This window comes from Pseudomonas sp. NFACC43 (assembly GCF_900119645.1).
GTDB lineage: Bacteria > Pseudomonadota > Gammaproteobacteria > Pseudomonadales > Pseudomonadaceae > Aquipseudomonas.
Map to the genome: position 1 here is coordinate 128,884 of NZ_FPKK01000011.1, position 17,970 is coordinate 146,853.

Consider the following 17,970-nt stretch of genomic DNA (forward strand, 5'->3'; position numbering starts at 1 on the left):
AACTTAAATACGCGGCAGCTCCAGGGCTGCCTGTTTAGTTTTGCCTTTGGGCAGTCCCATTAGCGATTTCGAGAGACGGATGAACATCACCACCTTTGCCAAGCGCCTTTGCCTGCTAGTCCCGCTGCTTCTTTCTCCCACCGCGTTCGCGGCCGAGATGATGCCGTCGCCTCCACAACTGGCGGCCAAATCCTTTGTGCTCATGGATGCCAGCAGCGGCAACGTGCTGGTCGAGAGCAATGGTGACCAGCGCCTGCCTCCGGCCAGCCTGACCAAGCTGATGACTGCGTACATCGCCACCCTGGAGATCCGTCGCGGCCAGATCGGCGAAAACGACCCGGTCACCGTCAGCGAAAACGCCTGGCGCACCGGCGGTTCGCGGATGTTCATCAAGGTCGGTTCGCAAGTGACCGTCAGCGACCTGCTGCACGGCATCATCATCCAGTCCGGCAACGATGCCAGCGTCGCCCTGGCCGAGCACATTGCCGGCAGCGAAGACGCGTTCGCCGACATGATGAACAAGACGGTCGCCGACCTGGGCATGACCAACAGCCACTTCATGAACCCCACCGGCCTGCCGAACCCCGAGCATTACTCCTCGGCTCACGACATGGCGATCCTGGCGCGGGCGATCATTCACGAAGACCCGGCGCACTACGCCATCTATTCCCAGAAGGAGTTCTTCTGGAACGGCATCAAGCAGCCTAACCGCAACCTGCTGCTGTGGCGCGACAAGACCGTCGACGGCCTGAAGACCGGCCACACCGAAGAGGCCGGCTACTGCATGGTGTCTTCGGCGGTTCGTGACGGCATGCGCCTGATCGCGGTCGTCTTCGGCACCAACAGCGAAGTGGCCCGTGCCGCCGAGACCCAGAAGCTGCTGACCTACGGTTTCCGCTTCTTCGAAACCCAGACCTTCTACCAGAAGGGCACCGAACTGGCCCAGGCCCAGGTCTGGAAAGGCACCAGCAGCCAGGTCAAGGCCGGCCTGGCCCAGGACCTGACCATGACCCTGCCAAAAGGCCAGCTCAAGAAGCTTGCCGCCAGCATGACCATGAATCCACAACTGACCGCCCCTATCGCCAAGGGTGACGTGATCGGCAAGGTGGAAGTCAAACTGGAAGACAAAGTGGTGCACAGCGCCGACCTGATCGCCCTGGACGCGGTCGAGGAAGGTGGTATCTTCCGCCGCATGTGGGATAGCATCCGTCTATTCTTCTACGGCTTGTTCAACTGATTCGAGTGTTGACCCTCATGGCCCCGTTCCTGTCCGGCGCGGGGCCATGTTCGTTACCACGGCTTGTGAGGCCGTACGCCATGACAGACTCTGAAGTAAAGGCGCCAAAAATCGAATTTCCGTGCGCGGATTACCCCATCAAGGTAATCGGCGATACAGGGGTGGGCTTCAAGGACAGGATCGTCGCCATCGTCGAGAAGCACGCCACCGTTGATCTCAAGAGCCTGGCCGAGCGCCAGAGCACCAACGGCAAGTACACCACGATTCAGTTGCACATCATCGCCACCGGCCAGGAACAGCTGTACGACATCAACAGCGAACTGCGGGCGACCGGTTTCGTGCACATGGTGTTGTGATGCCGGGCACGCTGGGCTTTCGCGAGCTGGGCCGGATGGCTTACGAACCGGTCTGGCATGCCATGCAGCGCTTTACCAACGAACGCGGTGACACCACCGCGGACGAAGTCTGGCTGGTGGAACACCCGCCGGTGTTCACCCAGGGCCAGGCCGGCAAGGCCGAGCACCTGCTGCTGCCGGGGGATATTCCGGTGGTGAAGGTCGACCGCGGCGGGCAGGTGACTTACCATGGCCCCGGCCAGCTGGTCGCCTACCTGCTGCTGGACGTGCGCAAGCTGGGGTTTGGCGTGCGTGAGCTGGTGACGCGCATGGAGACCTGCCTGATCGAGCTGCTGGCCAGCTACGGCGTGAGCGCCGCAGCCAAGCCGGATGCACCGGGCGTCTATGTCGACGGGGCGAAAATCGCTTCCCTGGGCCTGCGGATCCGCCACGGTTGTTCGTTTCACGGCCTGGCGTTGAACGTGGACATGGATCTTTCGCCGTTTCGACGGATTAATCCCTGTGGTTATGCGGGGCTGGCGATGACCCAGCTGCGCGATCACACAGGAACGATTGAATTTGCCGAGGTAAGTGCCCGGCTGCGCGCGCAGCTCGTCAAACACCTCGACTATGCTGAGCAGACGACCCTCACGGGCGGAATCGACTGATATGACTACTGATGCAGTGCAAACCATGATCCCGACGCAGGATGTTACCGAACGTCCGGCTCCGCGTGCCAAGGTCGAGGCCGGCGTAAAGCTGCGCGGCGCCGAGAAGGTTGCACGCATCCCGGTCAAGATCATCCCGACCACCGAGCTACCCAAGAAACCGGACTGGATCCGCGTGCGTATCCCGGTTTCCCCGGAGGTCGACCGGATCAAGGCGCTGTTGCGCAAACACAAGTTGCACAGTGTCTGTGAAGAGGCTTCCTGCCCGAACCTGGGGGAGTGCTTCTCCGGCGGCACCGCGACGTTCATGATCATGGGTGACATCTGCACCCGTCGTTGTCCGTTCTGCGACGTGGGCCACGGCCGTCCGAAACCATTGGATGCAAGCGAGCCGGAAAACCTGGCCGTCGCCATCGCCGACCTGAAGCTCAAGTACGTGGTCATCACGTCGGTGGACCGCGACGACCTGCGTGACGGTGGTGCCCAGCACTTCGCCGACTGCATCCGCGAGATCCGCAAGCTGTCGCCGAACGTGCAGCTCGAAACCCTGGTGCCGGACTACCGTGGCCGCATGGACATCGCCCTGGAAATCACCGCCGCCGAGCCGCCGGATGTCTTCAACCACAACCTGGAAACCGTACCGCGCCTGTACAAGGCCGCGCGTCCGGGGTCGGACTACCAGTGGTCGTTGACCCTGCTGCAACGTTTCAAGCAAATGATGCCGCACATCCCCACCAAGTCCGGCCTGATGCTGGGCCTTGGGGAAACCGACGACGAAGTCATCGAGGTCATGAAGCGCATGCGTGAACATGACATCGACATGCTGACCCTGGGCCAGTACCTGCAACCGTCGCGCAGCCACCTGCCGGTCCAGCGCTTCGTGCACCCGGATACCTTTGCCTGGTTCGCCGAGGAAGGCTACCGGATGGGCTTCAAGAACGTCGCTTCCGGTCCGTTGGTGCGTTCCTCGTACCATGCCGACGAGCAGGCGAAGCTGGTCAAGGCCGAGCTGCTGGGTTCCTGATTCGGCGGCCAGCCTCCAGAATGCCCGCGCGGTGTCTCGCCAGCGGGCATTTTTTTGCCTCGGATTTCTGTAAATTCAGCCTTTCTTGTAGCAACCGGCGGCGATCCCTTCTGTTCGGGCTCGTTCCTGACTACTGTGTGTGCATCACTTCCCAGGGAGATCCATGGATGACCGTTCGACCCACGCACGCCCTTTGTCCTCACCAGCCGGTCCCCGCGTTGCCGCCCGAGGGAGTGATCGCCGTGATCGCGCCGGCCGGTCCCGGCGTGCTGGACACGGAAAAGGCAGTGCAATGGATGCGTGCCCGTGGCCACGAGTTGCGGATATTCCCCGGGGTCTATGAAAAGGATGGCTACCTGGCTGGCAGCGACGACGTTCGCCTCGACGACTTCCACGCCGCCTTCGCCGACCCCGAGGTCAAGGCCATCATTTGCCTGCGCGGTGGCTATGGCACGCCGCGCTTGCTGGATCGCATCGATTTCCAGCTTCTGCGCGACAACGCCAAGCCGTTTGTTGGCTACAGCGATATTACCGCGCTGCACCTGGCCATCAGCCGATACGCGGGTTTCGTCACGTTCCATGGGCCGTTGCTCAACGCCGATCTGCTGGGGGGCAAGGAGCCCTCCACCGTCACTTCGTTTTTCAGCTTCCTGCGCGGGCAGATGAAGGCGGGCAGCGTCATGATCCATCCCGAGGCCTATCCGTTGACCGTCGTGAAGCCTGGCATCGCCCAGGGGCGCCTGTTGGGGGGGAATCTGTCGATTATCGCGGCCACCATGGGCACGCCTTATCAGATCGATGCCGACGGGGTGATTCTGTTCATCGAGGACGTCAACGAGCCGCTGTACCGCATCGACCGGTTACTGACCCAGTTGCGCCTGGCCGGCACCTTGTCGCGGCTCAACGGCGTGCTGGTGGGGGATGTGGCCGGGGTGGATGGCGAGGCGCTGAATCGCTTGCTCAAGCAGACCTTCGAACCTTACGGCATCCCGGTGTTGTCCGGCTGGCGTAGCGGGCACTGCGATCCGAACTTGACCTTGCCCATGGGGGCCTTGGTGAAGCTGGATGTGGGGGGCAAGCGGTTGGTATTGGAACAGGATGTGGTGGCTGACCGTCAGGCTTGATGTTGAACTGCCCCAGGGGTTGGATGTGTGTCCAACTCCTGGAGACAGCCCGTTTGAGCCGGGTTTCCATGTGGAAGCGAGCTTGCGGCCGCAAGGTGAATCAGCGGTTGCGCAGGCCTTCCAGCAATTGGTGGGTCGGGTACCCATCCGCCGGCCAGCCGAAGGATTGCTGGGCACTGCGAATCGCCTTGCGGGTGTTGGCGCCGATGATGCCGTCGGGGTTGCCTGCGTCGTAATTGTGCTTGCTTAGCAGGGTCTGCAGTTCGATGCGTTCGCTGCGACTCAGAGGCAGGTCATCCTTGGGCCACTGGCCGTAGATCAATCCCCCCTCTCTGAACCGCTCCGACAGCAGGCCCACCGCCAAAGCGTATGACGAGGAGTTGTTGTACTTGAGAATGGCGCGGAAGTTGTCGAGCACCAGGAACGCCGGGCCGCGATAACCGGCGGGCAGCAGCAGGGCCGCCGACAGTTGTTCGGTGCCGGGCGGGACCTGGCTGCCGCTCGGCAGGCTGACCCCCAGTTGCAGCCATTCGGAGACCGGCTTGCGGACCGAGCCATCGGCCAAGGGGTAGTTGAACCCATCCTTGAGTCGCACCTCGAACCCCCACGGCTGGCCGCGTTGCCAGCCGGAGCTTTGCAGGTAGTGGGCGGTGGAGGCCAGGGCGTCGGTGGCGCTGCCCCAGATGTCGCGGCGGCCGTCGCCGTCGAAGTCCACTGCGTGGGTGTTGTAGGTCGTGGGGATGAATTGGGTCTGGCCCATGGCGCCGGCCCACGAGCCGAGCATTTTTTCCGGTGTGATGTCGCCCTGTTGCAGGATTTGCAGCGCGGCGATCAGTTGCGCGTGGGCGAAGCCCGGGCGCCGCCCTTCATAGGCCAGGGTCGCCAGGGAGTTGATCACCGACTTGTTGCCCTGGAACTGGCCGAAGTTGCTCTCCATCCCCCACACCGCCACCAGCGCCTGGCGATCCACGCCATAACGCTGCTCGATGTTCTGCAGGACCTGGGCATTCTGCTGGATCAGGTTCTTGCCTTTGCTGACTCGCAACGGGGACAGCGCGCCATCGAGGTATTCCCAGACCGGCCGGGTGAACTCCGGCTGACTGCGATCGGCCTTGATCACGCTCATGTCCGGGCTCACGCCGATAAAGGCGCGATCGAACAGGTCGGCACGAATTCCGGCGGCCAGGGCTTCCTTGCGAAAGCTCGCTTGCCATTCGGCGAAGGTCTGGGTGGGAGCGATGTCGAGGTTGTCGCCGGTGGGCACCACAGGTGGGACCACGGCCGGAGCGGTCACGGCGGGAACGGTCTGGAGTGGTTGGGCGTCGGCGGCGGTGGGTTTTTCTGCGCAGGCGACTAGCAGCGCGAGGCTTGTGGCAGCAGCCAATTGGCGCAGGGGCCAGCGGCGAGAAAGACAGAAGGGCATGCAGGGGTCCAGAAATACAGATCAGATGCTGACCTTATCATGGGCGAGGCACAATTGGGCTGGTCCCGATGTTTCAAGCCGCCACAAAGCAAGAAGCCTCCCAGTTTTCAGACTGGAAGGCTTCGCGGCGGTAGCTGCCCTTGCCCTTGGCGGGTCGTTCCTGACGGCTTCGGAACAGGGGCTGGGCGATGATGGACTTGGCCTTGTTGGGGCCATGCCTGGATGGCTTTTTGCGCATGATCGGATCTCTCCTGAGGGATGATTTCTTGCGAGGCAAATCATGGGACAGGACTGGGTTTTTGTCCAGTCCCTGCATTGTGCAGGAAGTGACGTTCAGACGGACAGGCAATTTGTGGTGAGAGATTGTCTGTGGCGAGGGGATTCCTGTCGGGGTGTGAAGCCGCGCTGGAGTCTGGTGCTGCGGGGTTACAGGTGGGATCAAGGGGGGCGCTTCGCGCCCCAGCGGGGATAAATCCCCTCGCCACAGATAAATCCCGTTGCCACAGATGAATCTCTTCACCACGGGTAGTCCCCTGCCGAGTAAGTCTCCAGTCAACGGTATGCAGTGTGCCCTTGCCGTGTGTTTATTCGGCGGGTAACGGCAGGCGCTGGCCGGCCATCAACAGCGTCAACCGGCTCAGGCTCATCCACGGCGAGCCTGCGGCCTGGCCCTTGATCTGCGCATCGATGCGCTGGGCTTCCAGCAGCAACTGCGCCCAGCGCGGTGCGGAATAGCGTTGCAGGGCCTTGCTCATCAGCGGTTTGCGCTTGTCCCACACGGGGGGGCGGGCCTGGCTGAAGGCTTTGTCCAGGGGGACGCCCTGGCTGTATTGCAGCGACAGGTTGGCCAGCAGGCGCAACTCCCGGGCCAGGGCCCAGAGGATCACCGGCGGCTCGACGCCTTCGCCCCGCAAACCCTCGAGCATGCGCAGGGCATGGGCGGCTTCGCCGTTGAGGATCGCATCGGTCAGGCCGAAGACATCGAAGCGCGCACTGTCGGCTACGGCGGCTTGCACCGTTTCCACGGTGATCTGCCCGTCTTCGGCCATCAGCTTGAGCTTTTCGATCTCCTGGGCGGCGGCCAGCAGGTTGCCTTCGACCCGGGCGGCGATCAGTTCCACTGCGTCCTGGCTGGCCGATAGGCCGGCCTGGGACAGGCGCTGACGGATCCAGCTCGGCAACTGGCTGACGTCCACCGGCCAGATCTGCACGAACTGGGTCTGTGGGCCTTCGACCAGGGCCTTGCCCCACTTGGTCTTCTGCGCGCTGCCGTCGAGTTTCGGCAGGCTGATGAGCAGTACGGTGTCCTCGGCCGGTCGTGAGCAGTATTCGATCAGCGCGGCGGCCCCTTTGTCGCCGGGTTTGCCGGACGGCAGGCGCAGTTCCAGCAGGCGTTTCTCGGCGAACAAGGACATGCTCGCACCGGCCTGGAGCAAGGTGCCCCAGTCGAAGCTGGCGTCGGCGGCGAATACCTGGCGCTCGTCGAAGCCTTGTTGGCGGGCGGCGCAGCGGATGGCGTCGGCGGCCTCCTGGCACAGCAGCGGGTCGTCGCCGCTGATGATGTAGACCGGCGCGAGGGCACCTTGCAGATGTTTACCGAGTTGGGCGGGGGCCAGCTTCATAGACGGTTCATAAGAGAGGGCGAGCGGGGCGCGAGGGCGCCCCGCAAGGCTTATTCAGAAGGGATCTGCAGGGGCGACTGCTGCGGGGTTTGCGCCTCAGCCTTGCGTGCCGCTTCCAGCGCTTCGGCTTCTGCCTTGGCTCGGGCATCGGCGGTCTGCTGCAGTTGATCCAGTTGGGCGGGCGTCAGTCGCTGCAGGCGCAGCATCATGCGCTGTACCAGGTCACGGCGTATTTCGCCGCGCACTTCGCTGGACTCCTGGTCGGAACCGGTGATGTTGTTGCCGTCGTGCAGGTAGACCTTCTGCACCTGGAGCTTGTCGTCCAGCAGCATCAGGTTGTTCCGGCCGCGCACTTCATAGCTCAGCACGCTGGACAGCTCGTACTCGGCCGAACGGCCGGCACCGGCGTAGCTCAAGCTGCGCTGGGTTTGCTGCTCGTTGGTCAGGACCAGTTTGTACGGTGCCCCGCTGTTGATTTTCACGCCGCTGCTCTCCAGCGTCTGGCGCAGCATTTTCACGGTGTCGCCATAGGCATCCCGTGCGCTGAGATCCAGCTCGGTGATGGCCAGCTGGGTGGTGCCGGTGCCCCGCAGCTGGAAGCCGCAGGCGCTCAGCAGGACGGTCAGGCCCATGACCAGCAGATTACGTTTGATCATCTTGTTGCTCCCCTTGAAACCCTATGGGCCGGCAGTGCGGCCCCGCAGGTCATATTCGGCGCCCGGCCGCGGCCGGGCGCCCGATCCAATTAGCTTGCGACGATATTGACCAGTTTGCCGGGCACCACGATCACTTTACGGATCGTCAGGCCGTCGACGAAGCGCAGCACGTTTTCGTTGGCCCGTGCGGCGGCTTCGACTTCTTCGCGACTGGCGCTGGCCGGCATTTCGATCTGCCCGCGCAGCTTGCCGTTGACCTGGATGACCAGGGTCAGGTTGTCTTGAACCAGCGCGCTTTCATCCACCACGGGCCAGGAAGCGTCGATCACCGGGTCCGCGTGGCCCAGGCGATTCCACAGTTCATGGCTGATGTGCGGGGTGATCGGAGCCAGCAGCAACGTAACGGCCTCCAGGCCTTCATGCAGCAGCGCACGATCCTGTTCGGTACCTTGGGCGGCTTTTTCCAGGACGTTCATCAACGTCATCACCTGGGCGATGGCGGTGTTGAATTTGTGATTCTGGCCGACGTCATGGCTGGCCTGCTTGATGGCCAGGTGGATCGCGCGGCGGATGGCCTTCTGTTCGTCGTTCAGGGCGGTGATATCCAGCTTGCCCGGCAGGCCCTGGGTGACGTGGGCCTGGGCCAGGCGCCAGACGCGCTTGAGGAAACGGTGCGAGCCTTCGACGCCGGAGTCGGACCATTCCGCGCTCATGTCCGGTGGCGAGGCGAACATCATGAACAGGCGGCAGGTGTCGGCGCCGAACTGGTTGATCATCGACTGTGGGTCGACGCCGTTGTTCTTGGACTTGGCCATCTTCTCGGTGCCGCCGATTTCCACCGGCAGGCCATCGGCGATCAGCTTGGCGCTGATGACCTTGGCCTTGCTGTCACGCTCCAGCTCCACGTCCGCCGGGTTGTACCAGGTGTAGGCGCCGTTGGCCTCGCGGCGGTAGTAGGTCTCGGCGACCACCATGCCCTGGGTCAGCAGGTTCTTGAACGGTTCGTTGGAATTGACCAGGCCTTCGTCGCGCATCAGCTTGTGGAAGAAGCGCGCATAGAGCAGGTGCAGGATCGCATGTTCGATACCGCCGATGTACTGGTCCACCGGCAGCCAGTGGTTGGCTGCCGCCGGGTCTACCAGGCCGCCTTCATAGCGCGGCGAGGCATAGCGGGCGTAGTACCAGGAGGACTCGACGAAGGTGTCCATGGTGTCGGTTTCACGCTTGGCCGGTGCGCCGCATTTCGGGCAACTGCACTCGTAGAACTCGGGCATGCGGGCCAGGGGCGAGCCGGCACCGTCGGGTACGACGTCTTCCGGCAGGACCACCGGCAACTGGTCTTCCGGCACCGGGACGTCGCCACAGGCGTCGCAATGCACGATCGGAATCGGGCAGCCCCAGTAGCGCTGGCGGCTGATGCCCCAGTCGCGCAGGCGGAACTGGGTGCGGGAGGCGCCCAGGTTCTTCTTGATCAGGGCCACTTCGATGGCGTCGAACGCGCCGGCGAAGTCCAGGCCGTCGAATTCGCCGGAGTTGATCAGCTCGCCGTGCTCACCGTAGGCGTCCTGCCAAGGGGCCGGGGTCTGGTCGCCCGCGCTGGTGCGGACCACCGGCTTGACCGGCAGGTCGTACTTGTGGGCGAATTCGAAGTCACGCTCGTCGTGGGCCGGCACCGCCATCACGGCGCCATCGCCGTAGTGCATCAGCACGTAGTTGGCGACCCATACCGGAAGTTTCTCACCGGTCAGGGGGTGCTCGACGAACAGCGAGGTCGGCAGGCCTTTTTTCTCCTGGGTGGCGACATCGGCTTCGGCCACACTGCCGCTCTTGCATTCGGCGATGAAGGCTTGCAGTTCGGAGTCGTTCCGGGCCGCCAGGGTCGCCAGCGGGTGCTCGGCGGCGACGGCGACGTAGGTGGCGCCCATCAGCGTATCCGGGCGGGTGGTGAAGACTTTCAGGGTACCGGCTTCGCCGATGGAGGCGACATCGTACGGGAACTGCACTTCCATGCCCCGGGACTTGCCGATCCAGTTGCGTTGCATGGTCTTGACCTGTTCGGGCCAGCCGGTCAGTTCGTCGAGACTCTCCAGCAGCTCATCCGCGTAGGCGGTGATCTTGAAGTAGTACATCGGGATCTCGCGCTTTTCGATCAGCGCGCCGGAGCGCCAGCCGCGGCCGTCGATGACCTGTTCGTTGGCCAGTACGGTCTGGTCCACCGGGTCCCAGTTCACGGTGCCGTTCTTGCGGTAGATCACGCCTTTTTCGAACAGGCGGGTGAACAGCCACTGTTCCCAGCGATAGTAGTCGGGCTTGCAGGTGGTGACCTCGCGGGACCAGTCCACCGCCAGGCCCAGGCTGCGCAGCTGGGACTTCATGTAGGCGATGTTTTCGTAGGTCCACTTGGCAGGGGCCACCTTGTTCTTCATCGCGGCGTTTTCCGCCGGCATGCCGAAGGCGTCCCAGCCCATGGGCTGCAGGACGTTCTTGCCTTGCATGCGCTGGTAGCGGGAGATCACGTCGCCGATGGTGTAGTTGCGCACATGCCCCATGTGTAGCTTGCCGCTGGGGTAAGGGAACATCGACAGGCAGTAGTAGGTTTCCTTGCCTGGCTGTTCGCTGACTTCAAAGGACTTTTGCTCGTCCCAGAAAGACTGGGCGGCGGCTTCGATTTCACGGGGCTGGTAGTGTTCGTGCATGGCTACTTTTGTACTGAATGGGGTGGCCCAATCCGCTTCGTTGCCATGCTGGACGCGAACGACGCCAAATGTGGCGCTTTCGATGCCCAGCGGAGCTGGAAGTGGAGTTACAGGAAGCGCCGTAGCATACATGACCGCGCTCCGCGGAGGGAAACCCTGATTGCGTGTCGGACCGTGTCGACAGCCGGCGCCACCGAGCGTTCAGGGCCGTTGGTCGCGGCGTCCTGCCGGTTTGCCCAGCGAAGCTAAGCTTCTCAATGGGGAGTGAGTCTTATCTTCAATGAGGTGAGGGATGGTTGAATCACAACGAAAAGTCGCTACACCGGAGTTGTATGAAAAACTGATCGATCGTCTCGGGGTGGCCCTGGACGCTGCAAGAACCGCCGGTCGCTTGCGTGATGAGCGTCCGGCAGAGCTGGAACTGCGTGGCTTGAGCCCCGCAGAGTTCGAACTGGTCAAGGCTTACCTCGAACAGGTCGGACATCAGGCCCGCACAAGCGGGGCCCAGGTACTCCAGCGTCTCGATGCGCCCCGTTCGGCCAAGGTTGTCTGGCTCAAGGATCGGACGCCCGACAAGGATGCTGCAAAGGTCCGGTCCATGCAGTTCAAGTAAGCCGGATTCACGCGTGTTGCTTTTTTGATTCAAGGTCTTTTCGAATCAGTTGTCGCTTTGCGTCAACCCACCTAGGCTTCGGGCATCTATGGAGATGCCCGATGCCGTTTCGCTATTTCATCAAACAGCTTTTATTACCTCCCGGCCTTCTGTTGCTGTTGCTGGCGCTTGCCTGGTGGTGGCGTGATTCCCGGCCGCGCCTGGCCCGCCTGTGTTTTATCGTGGGGCTGGGCGGTTTCTGGCTGATGAGCCTGCCGGTGGTGGTGCAGTGGAGTGCCAAGGCCCTGGAGCGCGAACCGCCTTTGCTGCACAGCGAATGGGCAGGTCTGGCCCAGCGGGCCGATGCCATCGTGATACTGGGCTCGGGCCGCGAGCGCGGCGACCTGGCCTGGGGCGCCGACCAGCCCACTGGTGTCGGCCTGGAGCGCCAGCGTTATGCGGCGCGCCTGGCCAAGGCCTCGGGACTGCCGGTGCTGACCTCCGGCGGCCTGCACTACGGCAGCCCGCCCTCCGAGGCACAGTTGATGGCCGATTCGATGCGGGAAGATTTCGGCGTCACCGTGCGCTGGCAGGAAGGGCGCAGCCGCACCACTTGGGAAAATGCCCGGATGAGCGCCGAGATCCTGCTGCCGGCGGGTATCAAGCGGGTCGTGGTGGTGACCCAGGCGTGGCACATGCCACGGGCGGTCATGAGCTTCGAACGGTCGGGATTTGAAGTGGTGCCGGCGCCGGTGGGTTTCCTGGGGCAGGACAATGCGCGACCGCTGGGTGGCTGGATGCCGGAGTTCAAGTCGATCTGGCAATCAGGGCAGTTGATGAACGAGGCGGTGGGGCTGGTGGGGTATTGGTTGTTCTATCGCTGAACGGCCTTGTGATGAATGGCCTGTCTGTGGCGAGGGGGTTTTATCCCTGCTGGGCTGCGAAGCAGCCCCGAAAAAGAACCGACACTGTGGTGTGCCAGACAGTTTGAATGGGGGGCGCTTCGCGCCCCAGCGGGGATAAAGCCGCTCTCCATGGGGGCGGGAAAAGGCCTTAGACGGTCTTGGCCATCCGCCCCGCCATCAGCGCCCAGCCCACCAGCAACACACACAGGATGATCAATGGCCACGAGCGCCATTGCAGGTACGGTGTCAGTCCATGCATCGGCACCACGTCGCCATAGAGGATGCCTCGCTCGAATTGAGGGATCTGTGCGGTGATTTGCCCAAAGGGGTCGATCAGGCCGGTCACGCCGTTGTTGGTGGCGCGGATCATCCAGCGACCGGCTTCCAGGGCACGCATCTGGGCCATTTGCAAGTGTTGCAAGGGGCCGATGGACGTGCCGAACCAGGTGTCGTTGCTGATGGTCAGCAGCAGGTCGCTGCGGGCCGACAGGCCTGCGGCGAATTCTGGATAGACCACTTCATAGCAGATGAACGGCGCGATCTGGTAACCCTTGGCCTGCAGCAATGGCTGGTCGGACGGGCCGCGGGCGAAATCCGACATGGGCAGGTCGAAGAACGCGATCAGGCCCCGCAGCAGGTCCTGCAGGGGCACGTATTCGCCGAACGGCACCAGCTTCTGCTTCAGGTAGGTGCCGTCGCCTTCGCCGGTCACGGTGATGCCATTGAAATAGCGCTTCTCGTGGCGCACCAGTTGGCGAATCGGCACGCCGGTAATCAGCGCCGATTGCCGCTCGGCGGCGAAGTTGCCCATCATGTCCAGATAGCCCTGGGCAGATTCCTTGAGCACCGGGACCGCCGTTTCCGGCCAGATCAGCAGGTCGACGCGTTTGGAGGCGAAGCTCATGTCGCGGTACAGGGCCAGTTGGGCGTTGAGCTGATCGGGGTCCCACTTCATGTTCTGTTCGATGTTGCCCTGGATCGCCGCGACACTCAGCGGGTCGCCCGAAGGGCTGGTCCAGGCATGCCCCTTGAGCGCCATGCCGACGATCCACGGGCCCGCCAGCAATGCCACGCCGGCCGCGATGAATCCCTTGCGCCTGGCGCGGATCAGCCGGGGCGCGTTGTACAGCAGCGCAGCGGTCAGGGCCAGGGTGAAGGAAATCAGCCACATTCCGCCCAGCGGCGCGAGGCCGGCCAGCGGACCGTCGAGCTGGCTGTAGCCGGAATACATCCAGGGAAACCCGGTGAGGAACCAGCCGCGAAAGGCCTCCTGGCCGAGCCAGAGCGCGGCGAAGGCCAGGGCGTCGGCCAACGGGGCTTCGTTGCGCCGCAGCCAGCGGGCCCAGAGCCAGGCGGGCAAGGCGAAGAACCAGGCGATGGCGGCAACGAACAGCAGCATCAGCAGCCCGGCAAGCAATACCGAGGCGCCGCCGAAGTTATGGATGCTGACGTAGATCCAGCTGGTGCCGGCGCCAAACAGGCCGAAGCCGAAGCACCAGCCGCGGCCCAGGGCCTGGCGAGGGGAAAGCTCGCGCAACCCTGCGTAGAACAACCCCACCGCCAGCAGTGCCAGGGGCCAGATGTCGAAAGGCGCCAGGGCCAGGGTGGTGATCGCGCCGGCCGCCACGGCCAGCAGGTTACCGGGCCAGCCGGGGCGGGTTATCCAGCGCATGTATGTCCTTAGCGGGTCTCGAGTGGTTTAACGGGCGATGGGTGACAGGCGCAGCAGGTGGATCCGGCGGCTGTCGGCGTTCAGGATGCGGAAGCGCCAGGAACCGATTTCCGTGGTTTCGTTGCGCTTGGGCAGGTGGCCGAAGGCGCTCATCACCAGGCCGCCGACGGTGTCGAACTCGTCGTCGGAGAACTGGCTGTCGAAGAACTCGTTGAAGTTCTCGATCGGCGTCAGGGCCTTGATCAGGAAGTCGCCGCTGGGCAACGGCTTGATGTAGCTGTCTTCTTCCACGTCATGCTCGTCCTCGATGTCGCCGACGATCTGCTCTAGCACGTCCTCGATGGTGACCAGCCCGGCCACGCCGCCGTACTCGTCGATGACGATGGCCATGTGGTTGTGGTTGGCGCGGAACTCGCGCAGCAGCACATTGAGGCGCTTGGATTCGGGCACGAAGGTGGCCGGACGCAGCAGGTCCTTGATGTTGAAGCTGTCGCCGTTCTCCTGGAGGATCAGCGGCAGCAGGTCCTTGGCCAGCAGCACGCCCATGACATCGTCGTGACTCTCGCCGACCACCGGATAGCGCGAGTGGGCCGAGTCCACCACGGCTGGCAGGAATTCGCGGGGTGTCTGGGTCGCCTTGATGCTGATCATCTGCGAGCGCGGGACCATGATGTCCCGTACCTGCAGGTCAGCGACCTGGATGGCGCCCTCGACGATGGCCAGCGCTTCGCTGTCCAGCAGTTTGTTCTGGTGTGCATCGCGCAGCAGCTCCAGCAGCTCCTGGCGGTTTTTCGGCTCATGGGCAAAAGCCTGGGTGAGCTTGCCCAGCCATGACTTCTGCCCGTTGGTCGATCGATCTTCGCTCATAGCGATTACTCTGAATCCTTTGTCGTTACAGGTTGATGTATCAGTGTTCGTCGTCGGCGTAGGGGTCGGGATGACCCAACTCAGCTAGCAACGTTCGTTCCAGCGCTTCCATTTCCTCGGCTTCTTCATCTTCAATATGGTCGTACCCCAGAAGATGCAAGCAGCCGTGAATCACCAGATGGGCCCAGTGGGCCTCGGGGCTCTTGCCCTGTTCGGCCGCTTCGCGCTCCACCACCGGCACGCAGATCACCAGGTCGCCCAGTAGCGGAATGTCCAGCAGATCGTCGGGCACGTCGGCGGGGAACGACAGCACGTTGGTGGCGTAGTCTTTCTGCCGCCAGGTGTGGTTCAGCTCGCGGCCTTCGGGTTCGTCCACGAGGCGGATCGTCAGCTCCGAGTCGGCGCTGCGCTGGCGCAACGCCAGCTCGCACCACTGGCGGAACTGGGCTTCCTGGGGCGCGGGGTGTTCACTGGCCAGTTGCAGGTCGAGTTCAAGCATCGGGACGATTGCCTTTGCCGTCATGCGTGTCCTCGGCCGCGCGCTGTTCGAAGCGCTCATAGGCCTCGACGATGCGCTGTACCAGTGGATGGCGCACGACGTCCTTGGGCATGAAATGGGTGAAGCTGATACCCGGCACGTCCTTGAGCACCTGGATCACATGGTGCAGCCCGGACTTGGTGCCACGAGGCAGGTCGACCTGGGTGATGTCCCCGGTGATGACGGCGGTTGAGCCGAAGCCGATCCGGGTCAGGAACATTTTCATCTGTTCGACGGTGGTGTTCTGGCTTTCGTCGAGGATGATGAAGCTGTTGTTCAATGTACGACCGCGCATGTAGGCCAGCGGCGCGACCTCGATGACCTGGCGCTCGATCAGCTTGGCGACATGTTCGAAGCCGAGCATTTCGTAGAGCGCGTCATACAGGGGCCGCAGGTACGGGTCGATCTTCTGGGTCAGGTCGCCCGGCAGGAAACCGAGCTTTTCACCCGCTTCGACTGCCGGCCGCACCAGCAGGATGCGCCGGACCTGTTCGCGCTCCAGCGCGTCCACCGCGCAAGCCACGGCCAGGTAGGTCTTGCCGGTACCGGCCGGGCCGATGCCGAAGTTGATGTCGTTGCCCAGGATTTCCTTCACGTAGCGCTGTTGATTCAAGCCGCGCGGGCGAATCATGCCTTTCTTCGTGCGCAGGGCCACGGCAGGTTCCGACGGGGCGTGGTTGTCGAGTTCTTCGACAGCCGATTCCTGCAGGAACAGGTGGACCGTGTCCGGCGACAGCTCGCTCCCTTTGGTTTCCCGATAGAGACGGCGCAGGAGGTTTTCCGCGGAGGTGGTGTGCTTGGGTTCGCCGATCAGCTCGAACTGGTTTCCGCGGTTACGGATCTCGATGGCCAGGCGCTGTTCGATCAAGCGCAGGTGCTCGTCGAATTGCCCGCACAGATTGGCGAAGCGGCGAGCCTCAAAGGGCTCGAGGATAAAGCGATGGGGTTCGATGGGTGCGTTCAAGGTCGTTTTTAGCCGCCCGGGGCAATTGAAGTGAAATCAAGGATAACGCCAGTAGGCTGGGTGTGAAAGGTCTTAAACGATCACAGGGCTCGACACTATCCCTATGGGAGCGAGCCAGCTCGCGGTGGCTGAGTGTCTGTCGACATTGGCATCAACTGATCCACCGCTATCGCGAGCAGGCTCGCTCCCACAGGCAATGGGGGGTTACTGGACCAGCGAACCCCGCAGGGAGTGCGGTTGCGCGGAGTCGATGTGCACGTCGGCGAACTGGCCGATCAGGGCCGGGGTGTCGCAGCGGAAATTGACGATGCGGTTGTTTTCGGTCCGTCCTTGCAGTTCGCCAGGGTCTTTTTTCGAGTAATCGGTCACCAGGATCCGCTGGATGGTACCGACCATTTGTCGGCTGATCTCGAAACCCTGCTGGTTCAAACGGTGCTGCAAGGCGTTGAGCCGTTCCTTTTTCAATTCCTCGGGGGTGTCGTCCGCCAGGTCGGCCGCCGGAGTGCCGGGGCGCTGGCTATAGACAAAGGAATAGGAAAAGTCGAAACCCACGTCTTCGATCAGCTTCATGGTCTGCTGGAAGTCTTTCTCGGTTTCGCCGGGAAAACCGACGATAAAGTCCGAACTGATGCAGATCCCCGGAACCGCCGCCCGCAGTTTGCGCAGTTTGGACTTGTACTCCAGCGCCGTGTGGTTGCGTTTCATGGCCGCGAGGATCCGGTCGGAACCCGATTGCACCGGTAGATGCAGGTGCTTGACCAGTTCCGGCACCTCGGCATGGGCGCGAATGAGGCTGTCGGAGAACTCCAGGGGGTGCGAAGTGGTGTAGCGAATACGGTCGATGCCGTCCACCGCCGCGACCACGCGGATCAGTTCGGCGAGGTCCGCGAGCCGGCCGTCATGGGTCAGGCCACGATAACCGTTGACGTTCTGCCCCAGCAGCGTGACTTCTCGAACGCCGTTCTCCGCCAGATGGATGATCTCGGCGATCACGTCGTCGAATGGCCGGCTGACTTCTTCGCCCCGGGTGTAGGGCACTACGCAGAAAGTGCAGTACTTGCTGCAACCTTCCATGACCGAGACATAGGCGCTCGGGCCATCGATGCGGGGCTCGGGCAGGTGGTCGAATTTCTCGATCTCGGGGAATGTGACGTCGACCTGCGGCAGCTTGGTGATGCGCGCCGCGTCGATCATTTCCGGCAGGCGGTGCAGGGTCTGCGGGCCGAAAACCACGTCAACGTACGGCGCACGGTCACGAATCGCCGCGCCTTCCTGGCTGGCCACGCAGCCACCCACGGCGATGACCATCTCCGGGTTGGCCAGTTTGAGTTCGCGCCAGCGGCCGAGCTGGGAGTAGACCCGGTCCTGGGCGCGTTCGCGGATCGAGCAGGTATTGAGCAGGATCACGTCCGCGTCTTCAGCGCGCGCGGTGACTTCCAGGGCCTGGTGCTCACCCAGCAGATCCACCATGCGCGAGCTGTCGTACTCGTTCATCTGGCAACCGTGGGTTTCGATGTAAAGCTTCTTGGCCATGGACCTGGGTCTCACGTGATTCAAAGAACCGCGCATTATAGGGAACAAGTCCCCCGGTTCCTACCGCTGTGCGAGCAACGGCTATGCTATAGTTCGCGCCCTCATTTTTACCCG

Annotated in this window: 17 protein-coding genes; 7 read left to right on the forward strand and 10 right to left on the reverse strand. The window is 63.0% G+C overall.

Annotated elements, in window-relative coordinates:
- Positions 1-79: 79 nt before the first annotated feature.
- From BT179_RS19160 to BT179_RS19180, 5 genes are all read left to right on the forward strand, one after another.
- Entirely contained in the window at positions 80-1,237 is a 1,158-nt protein-coding gene (locus tag BT179_RS19160) for a D-alanyl-D-alanine carboxypeptidase family protein (protein WP_072395825.1), read from the forward strand.
- 80 nt (positions 1,238-1,317) lie between these two features.
- Positions 1,318-1,593 carry a DUF493 domain-containing protein gene (locus BT179_RS19165; RefSeq protein WP_072395826.1) on the forward strand — a complete coding sequence of 92 codons (276 nt, stop codon included), beginning with the start codon at positions 1,318-1,320 and terminating at the stop codon, positions 1,591-1,593.
- A complete protein-coding gene (lipB, locus tag BT179_RS19170) occupies positions 1,593-2,240 on the forward strand; it encodes a lipoyl(octanoyl) transferase LipB (RefSeq protein ID WP_072395827.1) in 648 nt (215 codons plus the stop codon). The genes BT179_RS19165 and lipB overlap by 1 nt, the downstream gene beginning before the upstream one ends.
- Before the next feature lies 1 nt (position 2,241).
- Entirely contained in the window at positions 2,242-3,264 is a 1,023-nt protein-coding gene (gene lipA, locus BT179_RS19175; RefSeq protein WP_072395828.1) for a lipoyl synthase, read from the forward strand.
- Between the two features lie 167 nt (positions 3,265-3,431).
- Entirely contained in the window at positions 3,432-4,388 is a 957-nt protein-coding gene (locus BT179_RS19180) for a S66 peptidase family protein (RefSeq protein WP_072431398.1), read from the forward strand.
- 100 nt (positions 4,389-4,488) lie between these two features.
- Here the strand turns inward: BT179_RS19180 and BT179_RS19185 are convergent, their stop codons facing one another.
- The 5 genes from BT179_RS19185 to leuS all read right to left on the reverse strand — a co-directional run bounded on the left by BT179_RS19185 (position 4,489) and on the right by leuS (position 10,785).
- Positions 4,489-5,811 carry a lytic murein transglycosylase gene (locus BT179_RS19185; protein WP_072431397.1) on the reverse strand — a complete coding sequence of 441 codons (1,323 nt, stop codon included), beginning with the start codon at positions 5,809-5,811 and terminating at the stop codon, positions 4,489-4,491.
- 73 nt (positions 5,812-5,884) lie between these two features.
- Positions 5,885-6,049 carry an alternative ribosome rescue factor ArfA gene (gene arfA, locus BT179_RS19190; RefSeq protein WP_072431396.1) on the reverse strand — a complete coding sequence of 55 codons (165 nt, stop codon included), beginning with the start codon at positions 6,047-6,049 and terminating at the stop codon, positions 5,885-5,887.
- Between the two features lie 346 nt (positions 6,050-6,395).
- The gene (gene holA, locus BT179_RS19195; RefSeq protein WP_072395836.1) at positions 6,396-7,433 is read right to left on the reverse strand and encodes a DNA polymerase III subunit delta; all 1,038 of its coding nucleotides are present in this window, start codon (positions 7,431-7,433) and stop codon (positions 6,396-6,398) included.
- 50 nt (positions 7,434-7,483) lie between these two features.
- Entirely contained in the window at positions 7,484-8,089 is a 606-nt protein-coding gene (gene lptE / locus BT179_RS19200; protein ID WP_072431395.1) for an LPS-assembly lipoprotein LptE, read from the reverse strand.
- Positions 8,090-8,178: 89 nt separating this feature from the next.
- Positions 8,179-10,785, reverse strand: coding sequence for a leucine--tRNA ligase (gene leuS / locus BT179_RS19205; protein ID WP_072395840.1), 2,607 nt, complete (start codon positions 10,783-10,785; stop codon positions 8,179-8,181).
- A gap of 292 nt (positions 10,786-11,077) precedes the next feature.
- Here leuS and BT179_RS19210 point away from each other — a divergent pair, with 292 nt between their 5' ends.
- Positions 11,078-11,398: a hypothetical protein gene (locus tag BT179_RS19210; protein ID WP_072395842.1), complete on the forward strand. Its 321-nt coding sequence runs from the start codon at positions 11,078-11,080 to the stop codon at positions 11,396-11,398.
- Between the two features lie 101 nt (positions 11,399-11,499).
- Positions 11,500-12,261: a YdcF family protein gene (locus BT179_RS19215; protein ID WP_072395854.1), complete on the forward strand. Its 762-nt coding sequence runs from the start codon at positions 11,500-11,502 to the stop codon at positions 12,259-12,261.
- A 169-nt stretch (positions 12,262-12,430) separates the two neighbouring features.
- Here the strand turns inward: BT179_RS19215 and lnt are convergent, their stop codons facing one another.
- From lnt to miaB, 5 genes are all read right to left on the reverse strand, one after another.
- A complete protein-coding gene (gene lnt / locus BT179_RS19220) occupies positions 12,431-13,954 on the reverse strand; it encodes an apolipoprotein N-acyltransferase (protein ID WP_072395866.1) in 1,524 nt (507 codons plus the stop codon).
- A 27-nt stretch (positions 13,955-13,981) separates the two neighbouring features.
- Entirely contained in the window at positions 13,982-14,821 is an 840-nt protein-coding gene (locus tag BT179_RS19225; RefSeq protein ID WP_072395868.1) for an HlyC/CorC family transporter, read from the reverse strand.
- Between the two features lie 40 nt (positions 14,822-14,861).
- A complete protein-coding gene (ybeY, locus tag BT179_RS19230; RefSeq protein WP_072395870.1) occupies positions 14,862-15,320 on the reverse strand; it encodes an rRNA maturation RNase YbeY in 459 nt (152 codons plus the stop codon).
- Complete coding sequence (locus tag BT179_RS19235; protein WP_072395872.1) at positions 15,313-16,323, reverse strand: PhoH family protein; 1,011 nt, start codon at positions 16,321-16,323, stop codon at positions 15,313-15,315. Before BT179_RS19235 ends, ybeY begins: the two co-directional genes overlap by 8 nt.
- Before the next feature lie 204 nt (positions 16,324-16,527).
- Positions 16,528-17,856 carry a tRNA (N6-isopentenyl adenosine(37)-C2)-methylthiotransferase MiaB gene (gene miaB, locus BT179_RS19240; protein ID WP_165887259.1) on the reverse strand — a complete coding sequence of 443 codons (1,329 nt, stop codon included), beginning with the start codon at positions 17,854-17,856 and terminating at the stop codon, positions 16,528-16,530.
- Positions 17,857-17,970 lie beyond the last annotated feature (114 nt).

Coding starts and splice junctions, on each gene's coding strand:
- lnt (WP_072395866.1), bottom strand. CDS start 13,954: ATGCGCTGGATAACCCGCCCCGGCTGGCCCGGTAACCTGCTGGCCGTG.
- BT179_RS19225 (WP_072395868.1), bottom strand. CDS start 14,821: ATGAGCGAAGATCGATCGACCAACGGGCAGAAGTCATGGCTGGGCAAG.
- BT179_RS19165 (WP_072395826.1), top strand. CDS start 1,318: ATGACAGACTCTGAAGTAAAGGCGCCAAAAATCGAATTTCCGTGCGCG.
- arfA (WP_072431396.1), bottom strand. CDS start 6,049: ATGCGCAAAAAGCCATCCAGGCATGGCCCCAACAAGGCCAAGTCCATC.
- BT179_RS19160 (WP_072395825.1), top strand. CDS start 80: ATGAACATCACCACCTTTGCCAAGCGCCTTTGCCTGCTAGTCCCGCTG.
- lptE (WP_072431395.1), bottom strand. CDS start 8,089: ATGATCAAACGTAATCTGCTGGTCATGGGCCTGACCGTCCTGCTGAGC.
- lipB (WP_072395827.1), top strand. CDS start 1,593: ATGCCGGGCACGCTGGGCTTTCGCGAGCTGGGCCGGATGGCTTACGAA.
- leuS (WP_072395840.1), bottom strand. CDS start 10,785: ATGCACGAACACTACCAGCCCCGTGAAATCGAAGCCGCCGCCCAGTCT.
- holA (WP_072395836.1), bottom strand. CDS start 7,433: ATGAAGCTGGCCCCCGCCCAACTCGGTAAACATCTGCAAGGTGCCCTC.
- ybeY (WP_072395870.1), bottom strand. CDS start 15,320: ATGCTTGAACTCGACCTGCAACTGGCCAGTGAACACCCCGCGCCCCAG.
- BT179_RS19210 (WP_072395842.1), top strand. CDS start 11,078: ATGGTTGAATCACAACGAAAAGTCGCTACACCGGAGTTGTATGAAAAA.
- lipA (WP_072395828.1), top strand. CDS start 2,242: ATGACTACTGATGCAGTGCAAACCATGATCCCGACGCAGGATGTTACC.
- miaB (WP_165887259.1), bottom strand. CDS start 17,856: ATGGCCAAGAAGCTTTACATCGAAACCCACGGTTGCCAGATGAACGAG.
- BT179_RS19215 (WP_072395854.1), top strand. CDS start 11,500: ATGCCGTTTCGCTATTTCATCAAACAGCTTTTATTACCTCCCGGCCTT.
- BT179_RS19180 (WP_072431398.1), top strand. CDS start 3,432: ATGACCGTTCGACCCACGCACGCCCTTTGTCCTCACCAGCCGGTCCCC.
- BT179_RS19185 (WP_072431397.1), bottom strand. CDS start 5,811: ATGCCCTTCTGTCTTTCTCGCCGCTGGCCCCTGCGCCAATTGGCTGCT.